Source organism: Streptomyces sp. NBC_00659, assembly GCF_036226925.1.
Taxonomy (GTDB): Bacteria; Actinomycetota; Actinomycetes; order Streptomycetales; family Streptomycetaceae; genus Streptomyces.
This window is the reverse complement of sequence record NZ_CP109031.1, coordinates 5,848,962-5,874,524: the sequence shown is the minus strand read 5'-3', so window position 1 is coordinate 5,874,524 and position 25,563 is coordinate 5,848,962. Positions and strand designations below refer to the sequence as shown.

At 72.0% G+C, this 25,563-nt stretch carries 22 protein-coding genes; 10 read left to right on the top strand and 12 right to left on the bottom strand.

Annotation, left to right across the window (positions count from 1 at the left end):
* Positions 1-14: 14 nt before the first annotated feature.
* Positions 15-770, top strand: coding sequence for a decaprenylphospho-beta-D-erythro-pentofuranosid-2-ulose 2-reductase (locus tag OG410_RS25715; protein ID WP_329301319.1), 756 nt, complete (start codon positions 15-17; stop codon positions 768-770).
* A gap of 13 nt (positions 771-783) precedes the next feature.
* On the opposite strand, the gene OG410_RS25710 is transcribed toward OG410_RS25715, so the two are convergent.
* Positions 784-1,365, bottom strand: a complete 582-nt coding sequence (locus OG410_RS25710; RefSeq protein WP_329301318.1) for a 2'-5' RNA ligase family protein — start codon at positions 1,363-1,365, stop codon at positions 784-786.
* A gap of 229 nt (positions 1,366-1,594) precedes the next feature.
* Positions 1,595-2,608 (bottom strand): tryptophan--tRNA ligase, encoded by a 1,014-nt coding sequence (gene trpS, locus OG410_RS25705; RefSeq protein WP_328671030.1) that lies wholly within the window; start codon positions 2,606-2,608, stop codon positions 1,595-1,597.
* Between the two features lie 387 nt (positions 2,609-2,995).
* Between trpS and OG410_RS25700 the strand changes: the two genes are divergently transcribed.
* Positions 2,996-3,730, top strand: coding sequence for a hypothetical protein (locus OG410_RS25700; RefSeq protein ID WP_329301317.1), 735 nt, complete (start codon positions 2,996-2,998; stop codon positions 3,728-3,730).
* A 53-nt stretch (positions 3,731-3,783) separates the two neighbouring features.
* Here OG410_RS25700 and OG410_RS25695 read toward each other — a convergent pair whose 3' ends face one another.
* Complete coding sequence (locus tag OG410_RS25695) at positions 3,784-5,229, bottom strand: glycine hydroxymethyltransferase (RefSeq protein WP_329301316.1); 1,446 nt, start codon at positions 5,227-5,229, stop codon at positions 3,784-3,786.
* A 305-nt stretch (positions 5,230-5,534) separates the two neighbouring features.
* Between OG410_RS25695 and rocD the strand changes: the two genes are divergently transcribed.
* Positions 5,535-6,749, top strand: coding sequence for an ornithine--oxo-acid transaminase (gene rocD / locus OG410_RS25690; RefSeq protein WP_443062320.1), 1,215 nt, complete (start codon positions 5,535-5,537; stop codon positions 6,747-6,749).
* 35 nt (positions 6,750-6,784) lie between these two features.
* On the opposite strand, the gene OG410_RS25685 is transcribed toward rocD, so the two are convergent.
* Both OG410_RS25685 and OG410_RS25680 read right to left on the bottom strand, forming a co-directional pair.
* Positions 6,785-7,969: a glutathionylspermidine synthase family protein gene (locus OG410_RS25685; RefSeq protein WP_329301315.1), complete on the bottom strand. Its 1,185-nt coding sequence runs from the start codon at positions 7,967-7,969 to the stop codon at positions 6,785-6,787.
* Positions 7,970-8,067: 98 nt separating this feature from the next.
* The gene (locus tag OG410_RS25680) at positions 8,068-8,409 is read right to left on the bottom strand and encodes a hypothetical protein (RefSeq protein ID WP_329301314.1); all 342 of its coding nucleotides are present in this window, start codon (positions 8,407-8,409) and stop codon (positions 8,068-8,070) included.
* A 127-nt stretch (positions 8,410-8,536) separates the two neighbouring features.
* On the opposite strand from OG410_RS25680, the gene OG410_RS25675 reads away from it, so the two are divergent.
* On the top strand, positions 8,537-9,391 hold the full coding sequence (locus OG410_RS25675) for a hypothetical protein (protein ID WP_329304239.1): 855 nt from the start codon (positions 8,537-8,539) through the stop codon (positions 9,389-9,391).
* Between the two features lie 19 nt (positions 9,392-9,410).
* On the opposite strand, the gene pdxR is transcribed toward OG410_RS25675, so the two are convergent.
* Entirely contained in the window at positions 9,411-10,802 is a 1,392-nt protein-coding gene (gene pdxR / locus OG410_RS25670; protein ID WP_329301313.1) for a MocR-like pyridoxine biosynthesis transcription factor PdxR, read from the bottom strand.
* A 47-nt stretch (positions 10,803-10,849) separates the two neighbouring features.
* On the opposite strand from pdxR, the gene OG410_RS25665 reads away from it, so the two are divergent.
* Positions 10,850-11,428: a carboxymuconolactone decarboxylase family protein gene (locus OG410_RS25665; RefSeq protein ID WP_329301312.1), complete on the top strand. Its 579-nt coding sequence runs from the start codon at positions 10,850-10,852 to the stop codon at positions 11,426-11,428.
* A gap of 32 nt (positions 11,429-11,460) precedes the next feature.
* On the top strand, positions 11,461-12,177 hold the full coding sequence (locus tag OG410_RS25660) for an isocitrate lyase/PEP mutase family protein (RefSeq protein WP_329301311.1): 717 nt from the start codon (positions 11,461-11,463) through the stop codon (positions 12,175-12,177).
* 15 nt (positions 12,178-12,192) lie between these two features.
* On the opposite strand, the gene OG410_RS25655 is transcribed toward OG410_RS25660, so the two are convergent.
* The 5 genes from OG410_RS25655 to OG410_RS25635 are packed head-to-tail and all read right to left on the bottom strand — an operon-like array spanning position 12,193 to position 19,398.
* Entirely contained in the window at positions 12,193-13,155 is a 963-nt protein-coding gene (locus OG410_RS25655) for an ABC transporter substrate-binding protein (RefSeq protein WP_329301310.1), read from the bottom strand.
* 1 nt (position 13,156) lies between these two features.
* Entirely contained in the window at positions 13,157-15,106 is a 1,950-nt protein-coding gene (locus tag OG410_RS25650; RefSeq protein ID WP_329301309.1) for an ABC transporter permease subunit, read from the bottom strand.
* Complete coding sequence (locus OG410_RS25645) at positions 15,106-16,275, bottom strand: quaternary amine ABC transporter ATP-binding protein (protein WP_329304238.1); 1,170 nt, start codon at positions 16,273-16,275, stop codon at positions 15,106-15,108. Before OG410_RS25645 ends, OG410_RS25650 begins: the two co-directional genes overlap by 1 nt.
* 26 nt (positions 16,276-16,301) lie before the next feature.
* Positions 16,302-17,834 carry a GMC family oxidoreductase gene (locus OG410_RS25640; RefSeq protein WP_329301308.1) on the bottom strand — a complete coding sequence of 511 codons (1,533 nt, stop codon included), beginning with the start codon at positions 17,832-17,834 and terminating at the stop codon, positions 16,302-16,304.
* A 52-nt stretch (positions 17,835-17,886) separates the two neighbouring features.
* Positions 17,887-19,398, bottom strand: coding sequence for an aldehyde dehydrogenase family protein (locus tag OG410_RS25635; RefSeq protein WP_329301307.1), 1,512 nt, complete (start codon positions 19,396-19,398; stop codon positions 17,887-17,889).
* A 253-nt stretch (positions 19,399-19,651) separates the two neighbouring features.
* On the opposite strand from OG410_RS25635, the gene OG410_RS25630 reads away from it, so the two are divergent.
* Positions 19,652-20,566 carry a bifunctional helix-turn-helix transcriptional regulator/GNAT family N-acetyltransferase gene (locus tag OG410_RS25630; RefSeq protein ID WP_329301306.1) on the top strand — a complete coding sequence of 305 codons (915 nt, stop codon included), beginning with the start codon at positions 19,652-19,654 and terminating at the stop codon, positions 20,564-20,566.
* A 20-nt stretch (positions 20,567-20,586) separates the two neighbouring features.
* Here the strand turns inward: OG410_RS25630 and OG410_RS25625 are convergent, their stop codons facing one another.
* Positions 20,587-21,597, bottom strand: a complete 1,011-nt coding sequence (locus tag OG410_RS25625; RefSeq protein ID WP_329301305.1) for a hypothetical protein — start codon at positions 21,595-21,597, stop codon at positions 20,587-20,589.
* 392 nt (positions 21,598-21,989) lie between these two features.
* On the opposite strand from OG410_RS25625, the gene OG410_RS25620 reads away from it, so the two are divergent.
* Genes OG410_RS25620 through OG410_RS25610 form a run of 3 tightly spaced genes read left to right on the top strand, consistent with a single transcriptional unit; the run spans position 21,990 to position 25,563 of the window.
* Positions 21,990-22,409 (top strand): CU044_2847 family protein, encoded by a 420-nt coding sequence (locus tag OG410_RS25620; RefSeq protein ID WP_329301304.1) that lies wholly within the window; start codon positions 21,990-21,992, stop codon positions 22,407-22,409.
* Positions 22,410-22,412: 3 nt separating this feature from the next.
* Positions 22,413-24,560 carry a VMAP-C domain-containing protein gene (locus OG410_RS25615; protein ID WP_329301303.1) on the top strand — a complete coding sequence of 716 codons (2,148 nt, stop codon included), beginning with the start codon at positions 22,413-22,415 and terminating at the stop codon, positions 24,558-24,560.
* A gap of 52 nt (positions 24,561-24,612) precedes the next feature.
* Positions 24,613-25,563, top strand: coding sequence for an AAA family ATPase (locus OG410_RS25610; RefSeq protein ID WP_329301302.1), 951 nt, complete (start codon positions 24,613-24,615; stop codon positions 25,561-25,563).

Here is a 25,563-nt window from a genome sequence, read left to right as displayed (position 1 = left end):
AGGAGCTCGCTGTCATGAAGGACGCCTTCGGTATCCCCCAGTCCCTGCTGGTCCTCGGCGGCACGTCCGAGATCGCGCTGGCCACGGCGCGCCGGCTGATCACCCGGCGGACCCGCACGGTGTGGCTCGCCGGACGGCCGGCCCCCGCTCTGGAAGCGGCCGCCGAGCGGCTGCGCCGGCTCGGCGCGGACGTCCGTACCCTCGCCTTCGACGCCCTCGATCCCGAGTCCCACGAGGCCGTGCTCGGCAAGGTCTTCGCCGAGGGCGACATCGACGTGGTGCTGATGGCCTTCGGGGTGCTCGGCGACCAGGCCCTGGACGAGAAGGAGCCGGTCGCGGCGGTCCGGGTCGCGCAGACCAACTACACGGGCGCGGTGTCCTCGGGTCTGGTGTGCGCGCGGGCGCTGCAGACGCAGGGGCACGGCTCCCTGGTGGTGCTGTCCTCGGTCGCGGGCGAACGCGCCCGCCGCTCGAACTTCATCTACGGCTCCAGCAAGGCGGGCCTGGACGCCTTCGCGCAGGGCCTGGGCGATGCCCTCCACGGCACCGGCGCGCACGTCATGGTCGTACGCCCCGGATTCGTCCGTACGCGGATGACGGCCCATCTGCCCGAGGTACCGCTGTCGACCACCCCGGAGGCGGTGGCCGCGGCGATCGAACTGGGGCTGAGGCGCCGCTCGGAGACGGTGTGGGTGCCGGGGGCCCTGAGGATGGTCATGTCCGCGCTGCGGCACACGCCGCGCGCGGTCTTCAGGCGGCTGCCGCTCTGACGTTCCGCGCCCGTCAGAGCGCCGGAAGTGTGGTGTCCCGCTCGGGCGAGGTGGCCTGCGGGGGCACCACGGCGCCGCCGAAGGCGAACTCGCGGAGCTTGCGCCACACGCCGTCGGCACCCTGCTCGTAGAGGGCGAAGCCGGTGCAGGGCCACCCGGCCTCGTACCCGGAGAGCGCCTCGAAGGCGTGGTCCATCGCCTCGTCGTCGATGCCGTGGGCCACGGTGACGTGCGGGTGGTACGGGAACTGGAGCTCGCGGGCGACGGGACCCGAGACGTCCCGGACCTGCTTCTGGAGCCGGGTGCAGGCCTCGGCGCCCTCGGCGACCCGGACGTACACGACCGGTGACAGGGGGCGGAAGGTGCCGGTGCCGGACAGCAGCATCGGGAACGGGCGCCCGGCGGCCGCGACCTCGACGAGGTGCGTCTCGATCGCGGGCAGCGCCGATTCCTCGACCTCGGTCGGCGGCAACAGGGTGACGTGCGTGGGAATGCAGCAAGCCGCGGGGTCGCCGAAGCCCGCGCGCCGCTCCTGGAGCAGGCTGCCGTGAGGCTCCGGGACCGCGATCGACACACCGATCGTTACGGTCCCCACGTCGTCTCCTGTCGTTGTCGATGGTCAGGGCTGTTCGGTGGTGCTGCGCGGGAGGGGGACGATCTCTCGGCCCGCCCCCGGCTTTCGACTGTACGGCGGTATGACCCGCAATCGGCGTGTGTAGGAGTGTCGCGCTCGTCTCGTACTGACTGCCGAAGGTGGTGTGGTAGGGGCCGTGCCGCCGCCGGAGGGCCGGGCGCGGCCCCGCATACCGCGGTGGCCTCGGCCGTCAGTGCTTGGCGGGCAGGAATCCGACCCGGTCGTACGCCTGGGAGAGCGTCTCGGCGGCGACGGCGCGCGCCTTCTCGGCACCCTTGGCCAGAATCGAGTCGAGCGTCTCGGGATCGTCCAGATACTGCTGGGTGCGCTCCCGGAACGGCGTCACGAAGTCGACCATGACCTCGGCGAGGTCCGTTTTCAGCGCACCGTAGCCCTTGCCGGCGTACTTCTCCTCCAGTTCACCGATTCCCGTGCCGGTGAGCGTCGAGTAGATGGTCAGCAGGTTGCTGACACCCGGCTTGGCGCTCGCGTCGTACCTGATGACGGTGTCCGTGTCGGTGACCGCGCTCTTGACCTTCTTGGCGGTCACCTTCGGGTCGTCGAGCAGATTGATGAGGCCCTTCGGCGTCGACGCCGACTTGCTCATCTTGATCGACGGGTCCTGGAGATCGAAGATCTTCGCCGTCTCCTTGAGGATGTACGGCTTGGGAATCCGGAAGGTGTCGCCGAAGCGGCCGTTGAAACGCTCCGCGAGGTCGCGGGTCAGCTCGATGTGCTGGCGCTGGTCCTCGCCGACCGGGACCTCGTGGGCCTGGTACAGCAGGATGTCCGCCACCTGGAGGACCGGGTACGTGAAGAGGCCCACGCTCGCGCGGTCGGCGCCCTGCTTGGCGGACTTGTCCTTGAACTGGGTCATGCGGGAGGCCTCGCCGAAACCGGTGAGGCAGTTCATCACCCAGGCGAGCTGCGCGTGCTCGGGGACATGGCTCTGGACGAAGAGCGTGCAGCGCTCGGGGTCGAGTCCCGCGGCGAGGAGCTGCGCCGCCGCGAGCCGGGTGTTGGCACGCAGGTCCGCGGGGTCCTGCGGAATCGTGATCGCGTGCAGGTCGACGACCATGTAGAACGCGTCGTGGGACTCCTGGAGCGCCACCCACTGACGGACGGCGCCGAGGTAGTTGCCGAGGTGGAACGAGCCTGCCGTGGGCTGGATTCCGGAGAGCACGCGAGGACTGTCAGAGGCCATGTTCACCATTCTCTCAGGTGCCGGGGCCCGCTCCGGAACTGGCCGGAAAGAGATGCGACCCACGCGGGCCGGAGCCGCGGCTCCGGGAAACCGTGCCCTCCGAGCCTCGGCTCGGCAGCACAGACGGTGACCGTTTCGCTCACCTGAGCGCCTTTCGAACACTCGCCGTCATGGAAGTGCAACGGTGAGGTGACGTTCTGCCTGGAGGGGGTGCTTTCGGCGTCATGGGCGCTTAACAATGCCGATCCGCCCAGGTAGCCGGATTCGGCAGGGCGGAGCGCTGCTCGGACGTCGCCGTCGAGGGGAACCCCGGCGGGTCCGTCGGCGCACCCAGAAATTGGCACAACGGTGTGCGGGCCGGCTCTGCGTCGGCCGTTTGGGGGTTCCATGTGCGGGCTTCGTGAACTGGTCACGGTGATGGGGGCGTTGGGGGCGACCGCCGCGGCGGTGGTCTCGGCGGCACCGTCCGCCCTGGCCGGACCGGCGGCGAACACGCCGATGGTCGCGTCGGCGGTCCGGGAGAGCGCGGAGTACGCCGCGCAGGGCTCCTCGGGCGACAGCCCGGACATCGTCCTGACCGTCGCCGGTGACACGGGACGGACGACCACCCTGCACAGCGGCGATCCGGATTTCGGACGGCTGTGGCGGCTGCTGTCCCCCCGGTACGAGGGGCCGAAGAAGACGCCCGACGAGTGGGCGGACGGCCACCTTCCCGTTCCTGAGGTCACGGTGATCTGGGGAGTCACGGGTGCCGGGGGTGACGTCGCCATCGAGCGCCAGGACCAGGTGTTCCTCACCGCGGACGGCGCGCCGTGGGTGCGGTCGGATCTGGCTCCCGACCTGGTGGGCGGCGACTTCCGCTGGCACCGGGCGCCGCTCTCGGTGTTCGGCCAGCTCACGCAGGAGGGAAAACTGTTCGGCTCCGGGTCGGGCGCGTCCGGTGTCCGGGTGGCGCCGGACCCGGCGGCGTGGGCGCTGCCCGGACTCGTGGCGGGCCTGACCCTCGGCGCCGGGGCCACGTGGTTCATCCGCCGCGCGAAGGTCCGCCGGGTGAACGCCGAACCGCTGCGGGAACCGCGCGCGGAGCTGGTCGAGGTCCGCGCGGAGCTGGTCGAGGTCTAGGGGGTGTCCTCCCCCGGTCCGGGGCCGGACGGATCCGGCCCCGGTGCGGTGCGTCAGCCGAGGTCGATCTCCGGGTAGAGCGGGAAGCCGGTGAGCAGGTCGCTCGCGCGGTGGGCGATCTCGTCGGAGATCTTCGCGTCCAGGACGTGCTGCGCCTTGGAGGGCGCGCCCTTGGCGGTGGTGCCCGCCTCCGCGGCGGTCAGGACGCGGTCGATCAGACCGGCGATCTCGTCCATCTCGGTGGCGCCGAGCCCGCGGGTGGTCAGCGCGGGCGTGCCGATGCGGATGCCGGAGGTGTACCAGGCGCCGTTCGGGTCGGCGGGAATGGCGTTGCGGTTGGTGACGATGCCCGAGTCGAGCAGGGCGGACTCGGCCTGGCGGCCGGTCAGGCCGTAGGAGGAGGCCACGTCGATGAGGTTGAGGTGGTTGTCCGTGCCGCCGGTGACCAGTGTGGCGCCGCGGCGCATCAGGCCCTCGGCGAGCGCGCGGGAGTTGTCGACGACGGCCTGGGCGTAGTCGCGGAACTCGGGGCGGCGGGCCTCGGCGAGCGCGACGGCCTTGGCGGCCATGACGTGGGGAAGCGGTCCGCCGAGGACCATCGGGCAGCCGCGGTCGACCTGCTCGGCGAGGGTCTCGTCGCACAGGACCATGCCGCCGCGCGGGCCGCGGAGCGACTTGTGCGTGGTGGTGGTGACGATCTGGGCGTGCGGGACCGGGTCGAAGTCGCCGGTCAGGACCTTGCCCGCGACCAGGCCGGCGAAGTGCGCCATGTCGACCATGAGGGTGGCGCCGACCTCGTCGGCGATCTCGCGCATGACGCGGAAGTTCACCAGACGGGGGTAGGCGGAGTACCCGGCGACGATGATCAGCGGCTTGAACTCGCGGGCGGAGGCGCGCAGGGCCTCGTAGTCGATGAGACCGGTGGCGGGGTCGGTGCCGTAGGAGCGCTGGTCGAACATCTTGCCCGAGATGTTCGGGCGGAAGCCGTGGGTGAGGTGGCCGCCGGCGTCCAGGGACATGCCGAGCATGCGCTGGTTGCCGAAGGCCTGGCGCAGTTCGGCCCAGTCGGCCTCGGAGAGGTCGTTGACGTTGCGGACGCCGGCCTTGGCAAGAGCCGGGACCTCCACGCGGGCGGCGAGGACGGCCCAGAAGGCGACGAGGTTGGCGTCGATGCCGGAGTGCGGCTGGGCGTAGGCGTGCTCGGCGCCGAACAGTTCGCGGGCGTGCTCGGCGGCGAGGGCCTCGACGGTGTCGACGTTGCGGCAGCCGGCGTAGAAGCGGCGGCCGACGGTGCCCTCGGCGTACTTGTCGCTGAACCAGTTGCCCATGGCCAGCAGGGTGGCCGGGGAGGCGTAGTTCTCGGACGCGATCAGTTTGAGCATGTCGCGCTGGTCGGCGATCTCCTGGCCGATGGCGTCGGCGACACGGGGCTCCACGGCCCGGATCACGTCGAGGGCGCTGCGGAAGGCGGTGGACTCGGTGGAAAGGGGCTCTGGCATGACGGCCTCCGGACGTTGCTTTCAGCGTTCACGGGTCGGCCCAGGCGCACGGCACTCGGTTGCCACGACTCCTCGCCCGGACGGTCCGGGCCCCTCACAACGGCCTGCTTCTCCGTCCAGAGGTCCGGGATCGCCCCGGGGAAGCCACAGCGCGGGTGCCGCTCCCCGATGGTCGATCCCATCCCAGCGCGCCAGTCACGGCCCCGCCGGCCAGCCTACCGGGCGCGCCGGATCACCGGGGTCCCCGGTCCACCATGCGAGCGACGATAGGAAAGAGGCCGGAGAACGGAGATCCCATGACCACCATGGATGCCAGGGAGACGACGGAGGCGTACATCGCCTCGGCCGACGAGCACAGCGCGCACAACTACCACCCGCTGCCGGTCGTCGTGGCGACGGCGGACGGGGCCTGGATGACGGACGTCGAGGGGCGCCGTTTCCTCGACATGCTGGCCGGATACTCGGCGCTGAACTTCGGCCACGGCAACCGGCGGCTGATCGAGGCGGCCAAGGCGCAGCTCGACCGGGTGACGCTGACGTCGCGGGCGTTCCACCACGACCGGTTCGCGGACTTCTGCCGGGAGTTGGCCTCGCTGTGCGGCATGGAGATGGTGCTGCCGATGAACACCGGGGCGGAGGCGGTGGAGACGGCGGTGAAGACGGCCCGCAAGTGGGGGTATCGAGTCAAGGGCGTCCCGGCCGAGATGGCGAAGATCGTGGTCGCGGGCAACAACTTCCACGGGCGGACGACGACGGTCATCAGTTTCTCGACGGACCCGGAGGCGCGGGCCGACTTCGGCCCGTACACACCGGGATTCGAGATCGTGCCGTACGGGGACCTGACGGCGATGCGGTCGGCGGTCACGGAGAACACGGTGGCCGTGCTGCTGGAACCGATCCAGGGCGAGGCGGGGGTGCTGGTGCCGCCGGCCGGTTACCTGCCGGCCGTGCGGGAGCTGACGCTGGAGCGCGATGTGCTGTTCGTCGCGGACGAGATCCAGTCGGGGCTGGGGCGCACCGGCCGTACGTTCGCGTGCGAGCACGAGGGTGTGGTGCCGGACATGTACGTCCTCGGGAAGGCGCTCGGCGGCGGAGTGGTGCCGGTGTCGGCGGTGGTGTCGAGCGCCGAGGTGCTGGGGGTGTTCCGGCCCGGGGAGCACGGGTCGACCTTCGGCGGGAATCCGCTGGCCTGCGCGGTGGCCCTGGAGGTGATCGCGATGCTGAGGTCGGGCGAGTACCAGCGGCGGGCCGCCGAGCTCGGTGAGCATCTGCACCGTGAACTGGGTCTGTTGAAGGATTCCGGTCATGTCACCGCGGTGCGCGGGCGCGGGCTGTGGGCGGGCGTCGACATCGCCCCGGCGTACGGCACGGGCCGGGAGATCTCGGAGAAGCTGATGGACCGGGGTGTCCTCGTCAAGGACACCCACGGGGTCACCGTCCGGATCGCCCCGCCGCTGGTCATCACCGAGGAGGACCTGGACTGGGGTCTGGCCCAGCTGCGGGCCGTACTGGGCGCGTAGGAACTGGGCCCGGCGGGGGCCTCCCCGGTCGACGGTCAGAGGATCACGTGGGGCAGGAAGCGGGCGTACTCGTCCGTGACCGGGCCCGAGGACTCCCGGATGCCGAGGCCCGCCGACTCGTCCTCGACGACCCAGGCGCCGAGGACGACACGGTTGCCGTCGAAGGACGGGAGCGGTGCCAGCTCCTGGTAGCAGCAGGCCTCTTCGCGTACGGCGGGGGCGGCGCCGGGTTCGTGGATCGTCACACCGGCGCCCTCGCGGCCGAGCAGGGGTTTGGCGACGTAGCCGTTCGTACGGGCCAGCTCACGGGGGCCGTCGAGGTAGGCGGGGAGGAGGTTCGGGTGGTCCGGGTAGAGCTCCCAGAGGACGGCGAGGACGGCCTTGTTGGAGAGGAGCATCTTCCAGGCGGGCTCGATCCACAGGGTCGTGCCGGTGCCGCCGCCGTTGTCGAGGGTGTCCAGGACATGACCGGCGAACGCGTCGGTGGTGAGCCACTCCCAGGGATAGAGCTTGAAGCAGGCGCGGATGAACCCGAGCCGGTTGTCGACGAAGCGGCCGGAGAGGGGGTCCCAGCCGATCTCCTCCATGGAGATCCAGTCCGTGTCGAGTCCCGCCTGCTCCGCGGTCTCCTTCAGATAGGCGACCGTCATCAGGTCCTCGCCGAGTTCGTCCTCGGCGGAGTGCGCGAAGTGGAGCGGGCTGCCCGGCGGGAGGAGGGCGGCCTGCTTCCTCCAGGCCGCGACGAGGCGTTCGTGGAGGGAGTTCCACTGGTCGGCGCCGGGGAAGCGGTCCTCCATCCAGAACCACTGCGGGCCGGCGGCCTCGACCAGCGAGGTCGGTGTGTCGGCGTTGTACTCGAGGAGTTTCGCCGGGCCCGTTCCGTCGTAGCGGAGGTCGAAACGGCCGTAGACGGAGGGGAGTTCGCCGCGCCGGTGCCAGGCCTCGGAGACGGCCGCCACGACCCGGGGGTCGTCGATGCCGAGGTCGGTGAAGCGTCCCCGCTCGACGATGTGACCGGCGGCCGTCAGGCACATGGCGTGCAGCTCCTCGACGACCTCCTCCAGCGCCTCCACCTCGGGCAGCGAGAAGGCGTAGTAGGCGCTCTCGTCCCAGTAGGGGCGCAGGGAGTCGTCGGGGTGGCGGGTGAGCGGGTAGATCAGCCCCTGCCGCTCGACGGTCTGCTGCCAGCCGGGGCGGGGGGTGATGGTGCGGCGTTCCATGGGGCGCGGGGTTCTCCGTGTCGGCGGGCGGGTGGGTTCGGCGTCTCGGCGGCGGTCCCGGGGGCCGGAGCGCGTGCTCCGGCCCCCGGGACCGCGGGTCAGCCGCCGGAGCCGCCCTTGCCGCCGCCGAAGCCGCCGCGGTGGACGCCGCCGCCCGAACCGCCGGAACCCCCGGAGCCGCTGGGCTTGACGAAGGAACCGCCCTCGACCCGGTTGCTCCTCTTGTCGCCGCCGTAGTACCAGCCGACGTGATGCGTGCTCGTGGAGGACTTGCAGTACTTGTCGGCGACGACCTCGTAGCCCTTGCCGCGGTTGTAGCTGTCGCGGTCGACGCAGCGCTTGTCGGGCTCCGAGGAACAGGCGGTGAGCGTCGCCGCGAGAAGTCCCATGCCGCCGAGGACGACCGTGCCCGAGCGCAGTTGGCGCCGTACGTCTGCCATGTCGTTCCCCCGTTGATCTTTGCCGATCACTTTTGATTGAAGGGGACAGATTAGAGATGCCGTGCGGTGCGTTCCCGACGGCCCCCGGCGATGCGCCGTCCCCTACAGTCGCTTCGTGCTCTTTGGAATGATGTGCGCCCTTGGTGCCTCGGTCTGTTTCGGTACGGCGACGGTTCTCCAGGCGATGGCCGCACGGGCCGCGGGCGAGGGCGGGACGGGCGGCGGAGCCGGCGGCGCGGCGGTCCTGCTGCTGCGGGCGCTGCGGCAGTGGCGCTATCTGGCGGGACTGGGCCTCGACGGGGTCGGGTTCCTGCTCCAGATCGTCGCGCTGCGGTCGCTTCCGATCTACGCGGTCGGCGCGGCCCTCGCGGCGAGCCTGGCCGTCACCGCGGTGGTCGCCTCGCGGCTGCTCGATGTGCGGCTCAGCGGGGTCGAGTGGGGCGCGGTGGCGGTGGTGTGCGCCGGTCTCGCGATGCTGGGGCTGGCGTCCGGCGCCGAGGGCGACCGGACGGGGTCCCTGGCGTTGAAGTACGCGACGCTGGGGACGTCCGTGGCCGTCCTGCTGCTGGCCCTCGTCGGCGGGCGGCTGCCCGACCGGGGGCGGGCGCTCGCGCTGGGACTCGGCTCGGGGTTCGGGTTCGGGGTGGTCGAGGTGGCGGTGCGGCTGATCGCCGACCTCGATCCGGGGACGCTGCTGGCCAATCCGGCGACGTACGCGCTGCTGATCGGCGGCGGCGCGGCGTTCCTTCTGCTCACCACGGCCCTGGAACGGGGTTCGGTGACGACGGCCACCGCCGGGCTGGTCATCGGGGAGACCATCGGACCCGCGCTGGTGGGCGTGGTGTGGCTGGGCGACCGTACCCGCGAGGGGTTGACCTGGCTGGCGGTCCTCGGTTTCGCGGTGGCGGTGGCGGGGGCCCTGGCGCTCGCGCGGTTCGGCGAGGCGCCGGCCACGAAGACGTCCGTGCCGGCGTCGTCGTGAGTCTTCAGGGAGTGAGTCTTCAGGGAAGTGCCCGGCACAGGGCGTCCAGGGCGCCCGACCAGGCGTGATCCGGCGGGGTGCCGTAACCGACGACCAGGGCGTCCTGGTGCGGACCGACCGCTTCCGGATGGCGGTGGTGGGAGAGGCCGTGGACGGCCAGGCCCTGGAAGGCGGCGGCCTGGACGACCGACCGCTCGGTGCCGGGCGGGAGCCGGAGCACCGCGTGCAGTCCGGCGGCGATACCGGTGGCGTGCACGTCCGGGGCGTGGACGGCGAGGGCCGCGACGAGAGCGTCCCGGCGGCGCCGGTAGCGCAGGCGGGCGGCGCGCACGTGACGGTCGTAGGCGCCGGAGGTGATGAACTCCGCCAGGGTCAGCTGGTCCAGTGCCCCGGTGGACCAGCCTCCCTCCCCTTTCAGGGAGACGACCTCGTCCACGAGCGACGGCGGCAGGACGAGCCAGCCCAGGCGCAGCGCGGGGGCCAGGGACTTGCTGGCGGTGCCCAGATGGACCACGTGGCCGGGGTCCAGTCCCTGCAGCGCGCCGACGGGCTGCCGGTCGTAGCGGAACTCGCCGTCGTAGTCGTCGTCCAGGACGAGCCCGCCGGTGCGGCGGGCCCAGGCGATGACGGCGGCCCGGCGGTCCGGGTGCAGCGGCACGCCCATCGGGAACTGGTGCGCGGGGGTGAGAAGGACGGCCCGCACGCCCGTCATGTCCCGCGTGTCGGTGCCGAGTTCGTCGACCGGCAGGGGGACCGTGCGCAGGCCCGACCGGTGCAGGAGCGTCCAGTGCACGTCCAGCCCGTACGACTCCACGGCGACCGAGCGGAGCCCCCGGCGGCGCAGGACCGCGCCGAGCAGGGTGAGGCCGTCCGAGAAGCCGGAGCAGACCACGATGCGCTCCGGCTCGGCGCGGACGCCCCGGGCGCGGGAGAGGTAGCCCGCGAGGGCGGTGCGCAGCTCGGGGCGGCCGCGTGGATCGCCGTAGCCGAAGGCCTCGTGCGGGGCGCTGGTCAGGGCGCGGCGGGCCGCCTTGAGCCAGGCGGCGCGCGGGAAGGACGCGAGGTCGGGGCGGCCGGGGACGAGGTCGTAGGCGGGACGGGCCTGTTCGCGGCGGCGCGGCGCGGCCTGGGGCGCCGGTCGTACGACGCTCCGTTCGGCGACCCGGGTGCCCGAGCCCTGGCGCGCGGTGAGCCAGCCCTCGGCGACGAGGTCGGCGTAGGACTCGGCGACCGTGTTGCGGGCGACGCCGAGGTCGACGGCGAGCGAGCGGGAGGACGGGAGACGGGTCCCGGGGGCCAGCCGGCCGCTGCGTACGGCCTCGCGCAGCGCCTCCGTCAGCCCCTTGCGGATACCGGACCCGGCCGGCTCGACATGGAGGTCGACACCCAGAGTGGCCCACGTTTTCCCCATGGGAATGGACCATACCCCTGGGCTACTCCCCTCGTAGGGTCGATGGCATGACGACGCAGGACACGACCACCCGGCACACCCCGACAGCCCCGGCGACCCCCGCCGGCTCCACTCCCCCGGCCTCCGCGGCGCCCGCCGCCGGAGCCGCGCCGTACGCGCCCGAGCACTCCCCCCGACTGGCCTGGGCCGAACTCGCCCCCGATGTCTACAAGGCGATGGTCAGGCTCGACGCGGTGGCCCGGCGCGGGGTGGACCCCACCCTCCTCGAACTGGTGAAGATCCGTGCGTCGCAGCTCAACCACTGCGCGTTCTGCCTGGACATGCACACCAAGGACGCGCTCGCGGCGGGCGAGAGCGTGGAGCGGATCATCCAGCTCGGCGCGTGGGAGGAGTCGCGGCACTTCTACACGGAGAGGGAGATCGCGGCGATCGAGCTGACCGAGGCCGTCACGGTCCTGACGGACGGCTTCGTGCCGGACGAGGTGTACGAGCGCGCGGCCCGGCACTTCGAGGAGGCCGACCTGGTCCAGCTGATCGCCTCGATCACGATGATCAACGCCTGGAACCGGTTCGCCGTGACCTGCCGCATGGTGCCCGGCCACTACCGGCCGGGCGGGCACAAGTGACGGCTCGGCCGGCCACGGGCGGGGAGCACCCGGTGCCGGGCGGGGCCGAGCGGTTCCGGGCGCTGCACCACGGACGGGTGCCGGGCGATCCGCTGGTGCTTCCGGGGCCCTGGGACGCGGCGAGCGCCCGGGTGTTCGCGGACGCGGGGTTCCCCGCGCTCGCCACGCCCAGCGCCGGGGTGGCCGCGTCACTGGGGTACGCGGACGGGGAGACGCCCGCCGCCGAGATGTTCGCCGCCGTCGCGCGGATCGCCCGTGCGGTCGACGTGCCGGTGTCGGCGGACGTCGAGGGCGGCTACGGGCTGGCGCCCCGGGAGCTGGTGGAACGGCTGCTGGAGGCGGGGGCCGTGGGCTGCAACCTCGAGGACTCCGAGGGCGGGGTCCTCAAGGACGCGGCCCGGCACGCCGACTGGCTGGCCGAGGTGCGGAGCGCGGCGGCGGACCTGCTGTTCGTGAACGCCCGGGTCGACGTCTTCGCGTACGGCGACGGTGATCCCGGGCAGGCCGTCGGGCGGGCCGCGCTGTACGTCGCGGCGGGCGCGGACTGCGTGTATCCGATCGGGGCCCCGATCGAGGTGCTCCCGCTGCTGCGGTCCGGTGTCCAGGGGCCCCTGAACGCGTTCGCCCGGCTCGACGGGACGTCCCCCGCCGAACTGGGCGAACTGGGCGCCACACGGGTCACGTTCGGTCCCGGGCTGCAACGCCGGGCGGCCGAGGCACTGGGGGACTTGGCGGCGAAGCTGCGTTAGCCGCACGGTGGCCCGTCACGAGGGCAGCCAGGACCGCCAGGTCGACCGGTGGCGGTCCGCCCACTTCTTCGCCGCTTCCTGAGGCGTCAGCTTGTCGTTGGCGATCATCAGGGAGACCTCGTTCTGGTCCTCGGTGGTCCACTTGAAGTTCTTCAGGAAGGCGGCCGCCCTGCCGCCGGTCCTCGCGAAGTCGGCGTTCAGGTACTTCTGCAGCGGGGTGTGCGGGTAGGCGCAGGCGACCTTCGCCGCGTCGGCGTCGCAGCCCTCCTTGTAGGCGGGCAGTTTCACCTCGGTCATGGGGATCTTCTCGAAGAGCCACTGCGGGGAGTACCAGTACGTGAGGAAGGGCTTCCTCTCCTTCGCGAACTGCTTCATCTGCGTGATCTGAGCGGCTTCCGAACCGGCGAACACCACCTGGTAGTCCAGCTTCAGGTTGGTCACCAGTGCCTTGTCGTTGGTGACGTAGGACGGGGAGCCGTCGAGGAGCTGTCCCTTGCCGCCGCTCTCGGGCGTACGCATCCGGTCGGCGTACTTGTCGAGGTTCTTCCAGTCGGTCACGTCGGGGTGCTGCTTCGCGAAGTACGTCGGGACGTACCAGCCGATGTGCCCGGTCACGCCCAGATCGCCGCCGGACGCGATCGTCCCCTTGTCCTCGACGTAGCGCTTCTCCTGGTCGGGGTGGCCCCAGTCCTCCAGGATCGCGTCGACACGGCCCTGGCTGAGCGCGTCCCAGGCGGGCACCTCGTCGACCTGGACGGTGTCGACGCGGTAGCCCAGCTCGTGTTCGAGCAGGTACCGCGCCACGCCCACATTGGCCTGGGCGCCGACCCAGGACTGCACGGACAGGGTCACCGTCTTCGCGCCCTGGGCGTTCGCGAAGGGCGAGGCCTGCTTGGTCATGTCGGCGGCGCCGCAGCCGGTGAGCAGCAGCAGGGCCGAAGTACCGGCCACGGCCGTGGATGTCGTACGGAGTCGCATGTCAGGCTCCCTTCCTCACGCGGCGTTCGGTCGGCTGGGTCACCCGGTCGAGCATCAGGCCGAGGCAGACGATCGCCGCGCCCGCGACCAGGCCGGTGGCCAGGTCGCCCTGGGCGAGGCCGAACACGACGTCGTAGCCGAGGGCGCCACCGCCGACCAGGCCGCCGATGATGACGACGGCGAGGACCAGGACGACGCCCTGGTTGACGGCCAGCAGCAGCGCGGGCCGCGCCAGCGGAAGCTGGACCTGGCGCAGTTGCTGCGCCGGGGTCGCGCCGAGCGAGCGGGAGGCCTCCATGGCCGCCGGGTCGACGGCGCGGAGCCCCTGGGTGGTGATGCGGACCACGGCGGGCAGCGCGTAGACGACCGCGGCGGCGACGGCGGGTGCGCGGCCGACGCCGAACAGCGCGACCACGGGGATGAGGTAGACGAACTGCGGCATGGTCTGGCAGACGTCGAGGACGGGCCGGAGCAGGCGCTCGAAGCGCTCGCTGCGGGCTGCCGCGATGCCGACGGCGAAGCCGGTCACGAGGGTCACGGCGACGGCGGCGATGACCTGCGACAGCGTGTCGAGTGACGGCTTCCAGACGCCGAGCACGCCGATCGCGGCCATCGCGAGGACGGCGGTCAGGGCGGTGCGCCAGGTGCCGATCAGCCAGGCCAGGGCGGCGACGGCCAGCAGCACGGCCCACCACGGCAGCCCCTGGAGTCCGTCCCGGAGCGGGTCGAGGACCCAGGTGGTGAAGTGGCCCGCCCAGTCGGCGGTGCCGCCGATGTACGGGACGCCCGAGTACAGGTGGCCGGTCATCCAGTCGACGGCGCTGTTCACCGGCTCGGCGATGTTCACCGCCCACGCGTCGGGCCATTCCGTCCGGCCCGTGAGGCGGCCGGTGAGCACGACGGCGAGGACGGCGAGGACGGCGAGCGCCCCGTACAGCCGGGAGGTGTTCTCGCGGGCCGCCCCGAGCCGTTCGCCCGCCGCGGCCGTGACCCGGTCGAGGACGACCGCGAGGAGCACGATCGGGATGCCGGCGGCGAGTGCGGCGCCCACGTCCACGGAGGCGAGGGCCTGGTAGACGCGGTCGCCGAGACCGCCGGCACCGATCACGGAGGCGATGACGGCCATGGACAGCGCCATCATGATCGTCTGGTTGAGGCCGAGGAGGAGTTCCCTGCGGGCCAGCGGAAGGCGGGCGGTGAACAGGCGCTGGCGGGCCGTGGCTCCGAGCGAGGCGACGGCCTCCATCACGCCCTCGTCCGCGTCGCGCAGGCCGAGCGCGGTGAGGCGGGCCATCGGCGGGGCGGCGTAGACGACGGTGGCGAGGACGGCCGCGGGGACGCCGATGCCGAAGACCAGCACGACGGGCAGCAGGTACGCGAAGGCCGGAAGCACCTGCATGGTGTCCAGGACCGGGCGCAGCGCGCGGTGGGTGCGGTCGGAGAGCCCGGCGGCGAGGCCCAGCAGGGCGCCCAGGACAACGGAGGCGAGCACGGCGACCACCATGACCGCCAGCGTCTGCAGGGTGGGCACCCACATGCCGAGCAGTCCGCAGACGAGGAACGCGGCGCCGGTGCCGAGCGCCAGCCGTACGCCGGCCGCGCGCCAGGCCACCACGGCGGCCACGGCGGTGACTCCGGCCCAGCCTGCCGCGAGCAGCAGCAGATAGACGCCGCGCACGGAGAGGACGACGGCGTTGCTGACGTAGCCGAAGAAGTACAGGAACAGCGGGTGGCTGTCGCGGTTGTCGATGATCCAGTCGCCGGCCCTGCCGAGGGGTCTGGTCAGGTCGACGGTCAGGGCGTGCGGCCAGCTTCCGCTGGACCAGCGGGCGTCGGCGAGGGGCACGAGCACCGCCGCGAGGACGGCGAGCAGCACGAGCTTGCCGACGGCGGGGTGCCGCAGACGGGCGGGCAGGACGGTACGCGGAGCGGACGCGGTGACTGTGGCCATCACACCGCCTCCTTCCGCGGGCCCGCCCCGGCACGTGGGTCCGCTTCCGCGCGCGGGTCCGTTCCGGCGTGCGTGTCCGCTCCGGCGTGCGTGTCCGCGTCGGCGCGCAGGTCCGCTCCGGCGACGACGGCGAGCAGCCGCTCGTGGTCGACGACGCCGAGGCAGCGGCCGTCCTGGACCACGCAGGCGGCGCGCCCGCTGCCGGACACGGTCCTGATGGCGTCGGCGACCACGGTGTCGGGGGCGAGCGCGCCGGGGTGGTCCGGACCGCCGCAGTCCCCGGCCCGCAGGGCCGTGCCGACCGTCATGACCTGCTCGCGGGGCACGTCCCGGACGAACTCGCGGACGTAGGCGTCGGCCGGGGAGCCGACGATCTCCTCGGGGGTGCCGAGCTGGACGATCCGCCCGTCGCGCATCAGGGCGATGCGGTCACCGAGGCGCAGGGCCTCGGTCAGGTCGTGGGTGATGAAGACCATCGTGCGGCCCTCCTCGCGGTGCAGCCGGACGACCTCTTCCTGCATGTCACGCCGGATCATCGGGTCGAGCGCGCTGAACGGCTCGTCGAACAGCAGGACCTCGGGGTCGACGGCGAGCGCGCGGGCCAGCCCGACGCGCTGCTGCTGGCCGCCGGACAGCTCGCCCGGTCTGCGCTGCTCCAGGCCTTCCAGGCCGACCTTGGCGACGACCTCGGCGGCCCTCGCCCGGCGTTCCTCGCGCGAGACGCCCTGGATCTCCAGACCGTAGGCGACGTTGTCGAGGACGGTGCGGTGCGGCAGCAGGCCGAAGTGCTGGAAGACCATGGCGGCGCGGTGGCGGCGCAGTTCGCGCAGCCGGCCCTTGTCCATCGCGAGGACGTCCTCGCCGTCGATCGCGAGACTGCCCGAGGTGGGTTCGATCAGCCGGGTGAGACAGCGGACCAGGGTGGACTTGCCCGAACCGGACAGGCCCATGACGACGAAGACCTCGCCCTTGCGCACGTCGAAGCCGACGTCACGGACGGCGGCGGTGCAGCCGGTGACGGCGCGGAGCTCGGCTGCGTCGAGCGCGGCGAGTTCCGGGTCGCCCGGGACCCGGTCGGCCTTCGGACCGAAGACCTTCCACAGGTTGCGTACGGAGAAGACGGGACCGGCCGTGGCGGTCGCGCCCGGGGCGCCGACAGGCGTGTTCATCGCGCTCGGGGCGCCGGTGGGCGTGTTCATCGCGCGCCACCCCCGATCAGTTCGGCGGCTTTCTCCCCGACCATGAGCACCCCGACCATCGGGTTCACGGCGGGCATGGCCGGGAACACCGAGGCATCGGCGATCCGGATGCCGTCGAGGCCGCGGACGCGCAGTTCGGGGTCCACCACCGCGAGTTCGTCCAGGAGGTCGCCCATCCGGCAGGTGCCCGCCGGGTGGTACACGGTGTGCGCGACCTGGCGTGCGTACGCGCTCAGTTCCTCGTCGCCGGTGACATCGGGTCCGGGGCACACCTCGCGCTTGAGCCAGCCGGCGAGCGGTTCGGCCGCGGCGATCTCACGGGCGATCCTGATGCCGTCGACGAGGGTGCGGCCGTCGTGGTCGTCCTCGTCCGTGAAGTACCGGAAGTCGAGGGCGGGTTTGACGGTCGGGTCGGCGCTGGTGAGGTAGAGGCGGCCGCGGCTGCGCGGCTTGGGGATGTTGGGAGTCATCGAGACGCCGTGCGCGGGACGTTCGTAGCCGATGCGCTCCGGGTTGTCCGTGAAGGGGATCTGGTAGAAGTGGAACATCAGGTCGGGGCCCGGCTGTTCGGGGTCGCGACGCACGAACAGGCCCGCGTCGGAGTCCATCGCGGAGTTCTCCGGGATCGGCCCGTTCGTCTCCCAGACGATCACCGACTCGGGGTGGTCGAGCAGGTTCTCGCCGACGCCCGGCAGATCGTGGACGACGGGGATGTCCAGCTCCTCCAGGTCACCGGCGGGCCCGATGCCGGAGTGCAGCAGCAGCCTCGGTGAGTCGACGGCGCCCGCGCAGAGCAGCACCTCGTGGCGCGCGCGGACGAGAACCTCCTCGTCGTCCTTCGTGCGGACGTGGACGCCCGTGACGCGCTTTCCGTCCAGTTCCAGCTTGTACGCCCATGTCTCCAGCAGGAGCGTCAGATTGGGCCGCTCGTCCATCACGGGGTGCAGATACGCCACCGAGGCGCTCGACCTCTTGTTGTCCTCCGGGTGGTACGCGAGGTCGAAGAAGCCGACGCCCTCGGTGAACGGCTGCCGGTTGAAGCCCTCGACCAGCGGCACGCCGAGAGCGGACCGCGCGGCGTCCACGAAGTCCCTCGCGATGGCGTTCCGGTCCTTCGCGTCGACCGGGACGATGTTGTTCAGGAGCCGCGTCCAGTACGCCTCCATCGGCATCGCGCCCCAGCCCTTGGCTCCGGCCGCCTCCCACTCGTCCCAGTCGGACGGCAGCGGCTTGAACGCGATCAGCGTGTTGTGCGACGAGCAGCCGCCGAGCACCCGGGCGCGGCTGTGCCGGATGTGCGAGTTGCCGCGCGGCTGTTCGGTGGTCGGGTAGTCGTAGTCGAGCTCCCCGCCGAGCAGGCCCGTCCAGCGGCGCAGGGTGAGGACGTCCTCACGTCCCACGTCGCTGGGGCCGCCCTCGATGACGGCGACGCTGACATCCGGGTTCTCGGTGAGGCGGGACGCGATCACGGAGCCCGCCGTACCACCGCCGATGACGACGTAGTCGTACGTGTTCTCGTGCTGGGACATGAAGGGGTGCTCCAAAAGGCCGTGAAAGGGGGGTTCTTGCCGGGTACCGGAGTCAGCCGGCGAACCAGCGGACGGGCGCGGGCGCGAGGTTCTGGTAGATGTGCTTGGCCTCGCGGTACTCGGCGAGTCCGGCGGGGCCGAGTTCACGCCCGACGCCGCTGCGGCCGAAGCCGCCCCACTCCGCCTGCGGCAGGTAGGGGTGGAAGTCGTTGATCCAGACGGTGCCGTGACGCAGCCGCCCCGCGACACGGCGGGCCCGTCCGGCGTCGGTGGTCCAGACGGCGCCCGCGAGGCCGTACTCGGTGTCGTTGGCGAGCGCGACGGCCTCGCTCTCGGTGGCGAACGTCTCCACGGTCAGAACGGGCCCGAAGACCTCCTCGCGGACGACCCGCATCCCGCGGTGGCACTGGTCGAGCACGGTCGGCTCGTAGAAGAAGCCGCCGGCGGGCCGGACTTCGGACGGCTCGGGCCGCTTGCCGCCGGCCCGCAGGACCGCGCCCTCGGCCAGCGCGGAGGCGACGTACGCCTCGGTCTTCGCGCGCTGCTGCTCGGAGACCAGCGGGCCGCACTCGACGCCGTCCTCGGTGCCGCGCCCGAGCCGGATCGCACCTGCCCTGCGGGCGAGTTCGGCGACGAAGCGTTCGCGCAGCGTCTCCTCGACGATGAGCCGCGAACCGGCCGAGCACACCTGACCGCTGTGGATGAAGGCGGCGTTGAGTGCCTGGTCGACAGCGGTGTCGAAGCCCTCCTCGGTGGCACAGGCGTCGGCGAAGACGATGTTGGGGTTCTTGCCGCCGAGTTCGAGCGCGACCTTCTTGACCGTGTCGGCGGCGGCGCGCGCCACCTTCGTGCCGCTGGCCAGGCCGCCGGTGAAGGAGACGAGGTCGACGTCGGGGTGCTCGGCGAGGCGGGCGCCGACGGTGTGCCCGGGGCCGGTGACAAGCCCCGCGACACCGTCGGGGAGACCCGCCTCGGCCAGCAGCCGGAGCAGGGCGACGGTCGTCAGCGGAGTGATCTCGCTCGGCTTGACCACGAAGGTGTTGCCGGCGGCGAGGGCCGGAGCGATCTTCCAACTTGCCTGCAGCAGCGGATAGTTCCAGGGAGTGATCAGGGCGCACACCCCGACGGGCTCGTGCACGACGACGCTGTGGACGTCGGACGAACCGGCGTCCACGACGCGGCCGCCGCCCTCCCCCACCACGAGGTCGGCGAAGTAGCGGAAGGCGTCGGCGACACAGTCGATGTCGATGCGCCCCTCCTCCAGGGTCTTGCCCGCGTCACGGCTTTCGAGCAGCCCGAGTTCCTCGCGGTCGCGGACGAGGAGACCGGCCACGCGGCGCAGCAGGGCGGCGCGTTCGGCGACGGGGGTCCGCGGCCAGGGCCCCTCGTCGAAGGCGCGGCGCGCGGCGGCGACCGCGAGGTCCGCGTCCTTCTCGTCCCCTTCCGCGGCCACGGCGAACGGCTCGGCATCGGCGGGGTCGAGGATCTCGCGCGTCGCGCCGGAGAGCGCCGCGCGCCACTCGCCGCCCACGTGGATGGTCTGTTCTGCCTGCTGTCCGGCCATGGTCGGTGTTGCCTTCCGTTCCTGTTCGATCCCCCTGTGTCACGCGGGCATCGCCCCCGTGAGCTGTGAGCACCTGCCCTTCGGCCCCGGCCGCATGCGCGATCCGTAGTCCGAAGTGCGCCGGGTCACTGAAAAATCCCCCGAAAAGCGACAGGGCGGGACGCCGGCACCGATGGACAGCCTCTCTTTCCTTTGACTAAAGTCAAGGAAAGAGGCAGCCATGGACCCGAGCCGGACAGAGAGCCGAAGGAAGATGGAGCCAGTGTCAGCGGACCAGGTGACGGCGCTGCGGCGGTTCAACCGCTACTTCACGCGGCGCATCGGAGCCCTCGACGACCACTACCTCGGCCAGGACCGCCCGCTCGGCGAGGCCCGGCTGCTGTTCGAGATCGGCGGGACGGGAGCCTCCCTGCGCGAACTGCGGGCCAGACTCGGGCTGGACGCCGGGTACTTGAGCCGGATGATGCGGGCCCTGGAGACACAGGGCCTCGTCCGGCTGAGCGTCCATCCCGGTGACAGCCGACTGCGGGTCGCCGACCTCACGGCCGCCGGACGGGCCGAGATCAAGGAGCAGAACCGGCTGGCCGACGCACTCGCCGCGGGACTGCTCAGCGGTCTCGACGCTCCCCGGCGAGCGGAACTGACCACGGCCCTGGACACCGCCCACCGGCTGCTCCGGCTCGCCGCGATCACCGTCGAGACGGTCGACGGCGCCTCCCCCGACGCCCGCGCCTGCCTCGACGCGTACGCGGCCGACATCGACGAACGGTTCCCCGAGGGCTTCGACCCCGCCACCCTCGTCCGGCCCCACGAGGTGTCGGGCGACGCGGGCGCCTTCCTCGTCGCCTATGAGGAGGGCCGCCCCGTGGGCTGCGGCGCACTGCGCCGTCTCGACCCGGGGGCGGGCGAGATCCGCCATGTGTGGGTGGACCCCGGGGCCCGTCGGCTGGGCCTCGGGCGCCGCATCCTCGACGGCCTCGAACAGCGGGCCGCGGAACGCGGGTTCACCGTCGTACGACTCGACACGCACGCCGCGCTCACCGAGGCCCAGGAGATGTACCGGGCGTGCGGATACACGGAGATCCCGCGCTACGACGACAACGTCTACGCGGCGCACTGGTTCGAGAAGCGGCTGCCCGCAGCCGGCCGGGAACCTCTCGCGCGCTAGCGGCAGCCGGTTGGCCCGCGTCAGGCGGCGTTCACGCAGGCGGCCCCGGTCGGGCAGAAGGAGTTGACGGCCGTCGCGAGCTGCCCGGACATGTCCGTGCCCGGCGGACCGCTCGCGACGATGGCGTACGGAGTGCCGTCGGCGGCCTGGAAACGGTGGTCGACGGTCTGGGTGGCTCCGTACCGCTTGTCGTAGTAGCTGTAGCTGAACTCCGTCCAGCCGGTGCCGCTCCGCCGGTCCAGGTACTGGTAGTCCTTGGCCCCCTGCGCGATGCTCTCGGCCTGCGCCGAGGATTCCGCCGCCGAGGGCTCCATGATCTCGAACACCAGGAGTCTGCGGTTTCCGTCGGGCGCCGTGTAGGTGACGACGGGCGCCAGCTTGCCCTGCTTCTCCTCGCGCGCCCAGCCGTCCGGCACGTCCACGGTGTAGCCGACCGGATCGACCGAGCGGCTGTACCCGGGAGCCGGTGCCGGGGCGGTGGTCACGGCCGGGGCGGTGTACACGCCCTCGCCGCCGGAGCTGTTCGAGGTCTCCGGGACCGAGCCGGGCTGCGACGCCGTGACGGTGACCGAGGGCGTGGAAGGGTGCGCGCCCGGATGCCTCGCCGAGTCGCCCCGGGTCAACGCCCACAGTCCGCCGCCCACACCGCCCGCCAGCACGGCCACGGCCACGATCACCAGGAGCAGCCGCCGCGAGTCACCGGACCCCGGCGGCCGGCCACCGGGCGGCACGACGCCACCGGGCCATGTATGCGGCTGGGACTGCTGGTGCGACCAGGCGGCCTGGGCCTGCTGCTGGGACTGGGCCCATGGCTGCTGTTGCCCGTGCGGCGGCTGTGGCGGCTGTGGCGGAGCGGAGCCCGCGGGGGGATAGGCGTCAGGCCGCAGCGGACCCGCCTGCGTGGCCGCCGCCCACCACTGGTCCCCGGCCGGCGGTGCCCCGCCGGCGTCCACACCGTCCTGAACCCCGTCCGTCCGGCCCGTACCGTCGTCGACCCACTGCCCACGGTCCGCGTCCCATCGCTGCGCCATCCCGTCACCCCCGCTCCCCGTCGGCCCCACCCGACGGCCCGATCTCGGCGCGCTTCCCGCCGAACCCCTGCCGCGCCCTTGCCCCCCGGCGGACCGTACGTAACGACGATAGTGAGGTTTCCGCCATCAGCACCCCTTTTTATGCTGACAAAGCACATGCGTTCGATACGTACTTTCCGTACGCCTTTCCGCCCTCGGTCAGCCGGAATCCCCGACCCGGACAGCAGCATGCGGGTTCCGGCAGGACGAAGCCGTTCCGCGCACCGGGGAGGCGGCGGCCGGGTGCCCCCGAGAACGGGCAATGCCCCCTACCGATGCTCAATGCATTGAATTAGCCACCGAGTTGGGCAGATGTACCGCTGTCGGAGCCTCTCTCGGCCACAATATTGACCGTGTCCACCTCAACAGAATCGCAGTTCGAGGAACAGTTCGAAGACGGCACGCCCGTCCGGTTCCTCCTCGCCCCCGTCCACGGCGTGACGGTCTCCGGCCCGAGCGGGGACGAAGACCGTCCCGAGGGCATGGGGACCGCTGTCCCCGTGGCCTCCGGCGGCGGAGCAGTCGCGGCGTTCGCGGTCGGCACCCTGCGCCATGCGCTCCGGCCGCTCGGTCCACTGCTCCAAGAGGTGCACGACGCGGTGACGGCCGCGCCTGACCCGCCTGCCGAACTGAGCGTGACCTTCGGCGTCCAGGTCGGACAGGACCTCAAGCTCGGGATCGTCGGCGGCAACGGCCAAGCCCACCTCACTGTGAGCGCCAGCTGGAAACCGACGACGGGCAACGATGGTGTTGCAGCGCCGGGCGGGGAGTGACCCGTGGGGTGGTTTCGACCCCTCGGGTTCCCGGATGACGGCAACCCGGTCGCGTGCCTGGCGTCGATCCGTCGCTCGCGGGACGGCAAGGTGGCCGGGGGCGGGCTGATTCTCGGCCCCGACACTGTGGTGACGTGCGCGCATGTGGTCAACGACGCCCTGGGCAAAGAGCTGTTCGAGTCGCGGGCTCCGGGACCGGATGAAATCACCGTCGAGTTCAGAGGGCCGCACGGACAGCAGCGGCATGCCGCACGCGTGGCGCACTGGATCGCGCCGCGAACCCGGGATGGCGGGATGGTGCACGCAGGCGACGACCACTGGCTCGGCGACCTCGCCGTACTACGGGTCGACACACCGGGAGACACCGTGCGCCCGGCGGCCCCGAGGACCGCCATGGAGGCGGGCCAGGAGGTACGGGCCTGGCACGGCAGCGCGGGCGGAGCGACGTTCGCCGATCTGACCGTCAAGTCCGCAGACGGACCTGTGGGATACCTCGACGGCGAGGCGACCGGAATGGCCGTCGGCCCGGGCTACAGTGGCGGCCCGCTGTGGTGCCCCCGGAACAGGGCCGTGGTCGGTCTCGTCGTGGCGCACTTCATGCCTCCCCACGATCCGCGCACCGGTGGCCACGCCGCGCACAGCCCCCAGCACCTGATCCGGCGCAGTTGGGGCATCCCCTGGCAGCACATCGAGACCGAGCTGCGTGCCGTGGGCGCGTTCCATCTCCAGGATGTCGCCCCCTCCGACCCCGACGATCCGGCCCACCTGCTGCTCGTCGAGGCGTTGGAGGCCGCGTTCCCGTCGCCGTCCGGGCGCGGCGACGCCGCCCGGCAGCTGACGCGCGTCTGCGGTGTCGGCCACGGCGGCGAGGTGACACCGCCCACGGTCGAGGAGTTCGCGGACTTCCTCCTCACCCATCCTCGGGCTCTCGCGGCGTTCACCGAGACCCTGCGGCGCCGGGACCCGGCAGCCGCCGACCGCTTCCTGATCGCGGGCCATCTCTCACGTGGGCCCCGGCTCCTCTCCCCCCGCGAACACACCCGCCTGCACAAGCTGCTGCGTGGCGTCGACCGCACCGTGCTCGGGCGGTTCGGAGAAGCGGTGCGCGCGGCGCTGCCGCTGGTGGCCGCGTTTTCCGGAGGGGGCAGCCTCGACACGCTGCTCGACCACCTGGAGACGCTGCCCGGCGACGGCCACTCGGACGGCGGTGAGCCGCGGGTCCCGGCCCTGCTGCGCGTCATGGAGTACGTGGCCATGCTGTGCCCGGGACCGAAACGCGCCGAGCTTCGTCTCTGGTCGGACGGAGTGACCGCCCGGCTCGGCATTCCGCGCTCGGCCCTCGCGGAGCGGCGCTCGGATGCCCAGGACTGGGCCCGAGACATACGTACGCGTTCGACTCGGGTGCGGGTCCTGGTCGAGGTGCGGCGGGCCGAGGCAGGGCGCCACCGGCTGCGGATCTGGTGCGACGAGGGCGCGGGGCCCCGGCAGGTCTCGGCCACAGCCGACTCCTGCACGGCGTCCGAGGCGGCCCGCGAGCTGCTGCGGGTCCTGGAGTCCCTCGCCCCGTCCGCCCCTCATGACCAACGCCCTCTCGTAGAGGTCCTGGTGGACCGCGCCAGCCTCAACCTGCCTGTCGACGAATGGGAGGGCCGGGCCCCCGACGAGATCGTGCCCGGTGTGCTCGGGGTGGAGTTTCCTCTCGTCGTGCACTGTCCGGAACTCCTGCGCCGCCACGAGCGTTTTCTCCCCGAATGGCGCCGTCGGTGGAGTCGTCTCGACTCCGGAGCAACCCTGGTCTTCTCGGACGCGTCCAAGGATCCGAACCAGATTTACTACGAACTGATGGAGAAGCTCGACGCTGTGCGCGTCTCCGTCGACGTACCTCCGGGTCTGCGCGACGGCATCGTGCAGGTCTGCCTGGCTGTCGGGGTACCAGTAGTGGTGTGGGACCGGGGGCGGGACAAGGACTCGCACGTCGTCAAGCACATGGCGGAGGTCGCCACGCGTGAACTGCCTGACGGCGTCCGCTCCTACCGCGCCAAGACCATGGTCAACCCGCATGACTTCCCCGGCCGCCCCGTCCTCGCCTGGGCCGACGCCGACCGCACCGTGCCCCGACTGCATCTGACGGAACCGCAGGAGAGCGCATGAAGCCCACTCCCAGACCCATTCCACCTCTGACTTCCGAACTACAGGAGAGGGCATGACGACCGCTCCCGACGCCGACTGGCGCCTGTTCCGCGGAAACGGCGCGCCCCGAGCCGTCGCCCTTCCGCCGGCGCCGCCCTGGCGGCGCTTCGCCCCGGCTCACGTGGTCCGGCCCGAGCTGCCGTATCTGATCGAGCCGCAGCACGCCGACGTCGTCAATGCCGCACTGCATCTGCGCCGTCCGCTTCTGGTGACCGGCCCGGCCGGTACCGGGAAGTCGTCACTGGCTCGGGCGGTGGCTCACGAGTTGAACCTGGGTGAGCTGCTGCGCTGGCCCATCAACAGCCGTTCCACCGTGCCCGAGGCCCTCTACCAGTACGACGCCATCGGCCGACTGCGCGAGACGACGCTGAGCCGCGACCGGGGTGAACGCGAGCCGTCCATCGGCACGTTCATCCGGCTCGGTCCGCTCGGCACCGCGCTGGTCCCCTCCGCAGCCCCCCGCGCCCTGCTCATCGACGAGATGGACAAAGGCGATGTCGATCTTCCCAACGACCTGCTCACCGTCTTCGAAGAGGGGGTCTTCGACATCCCCGAGCTCACCAGGCTCCCCGAGGACGTCGCCGACGTGGAGGTGCAGACCGCCGACCACCGCGGCACTGTGGGCATCCACCAAGGGCGCATCCAGTGTGCGGAGTTCCCGGTCGTCGTCATCACCAGCAACGGAGAGCGCGAATTCCCGCCCGCGTTCCTGCGCCGCTGTGTCCGCCTCGAACTGCCGGTGCCGGACGAGGCTCGGCTGCGTGCCATCGTCGCGGCCCATCTGGGCGAGGACGCGCTGCGGGAGGCGGACGACCTGCTGGACGCGTTCCTGCGCCGCCGGGCCCCGGGCGAACTCGCCACCGACCAGCTCCTCAATGCCGTCTTCCTGCGTGTCGGCGGCGTCGATCTGAACGCCGAGGGCCTTCTCGACGCTGTCCTCCACCAGCTCACAGGGGCGATGTGA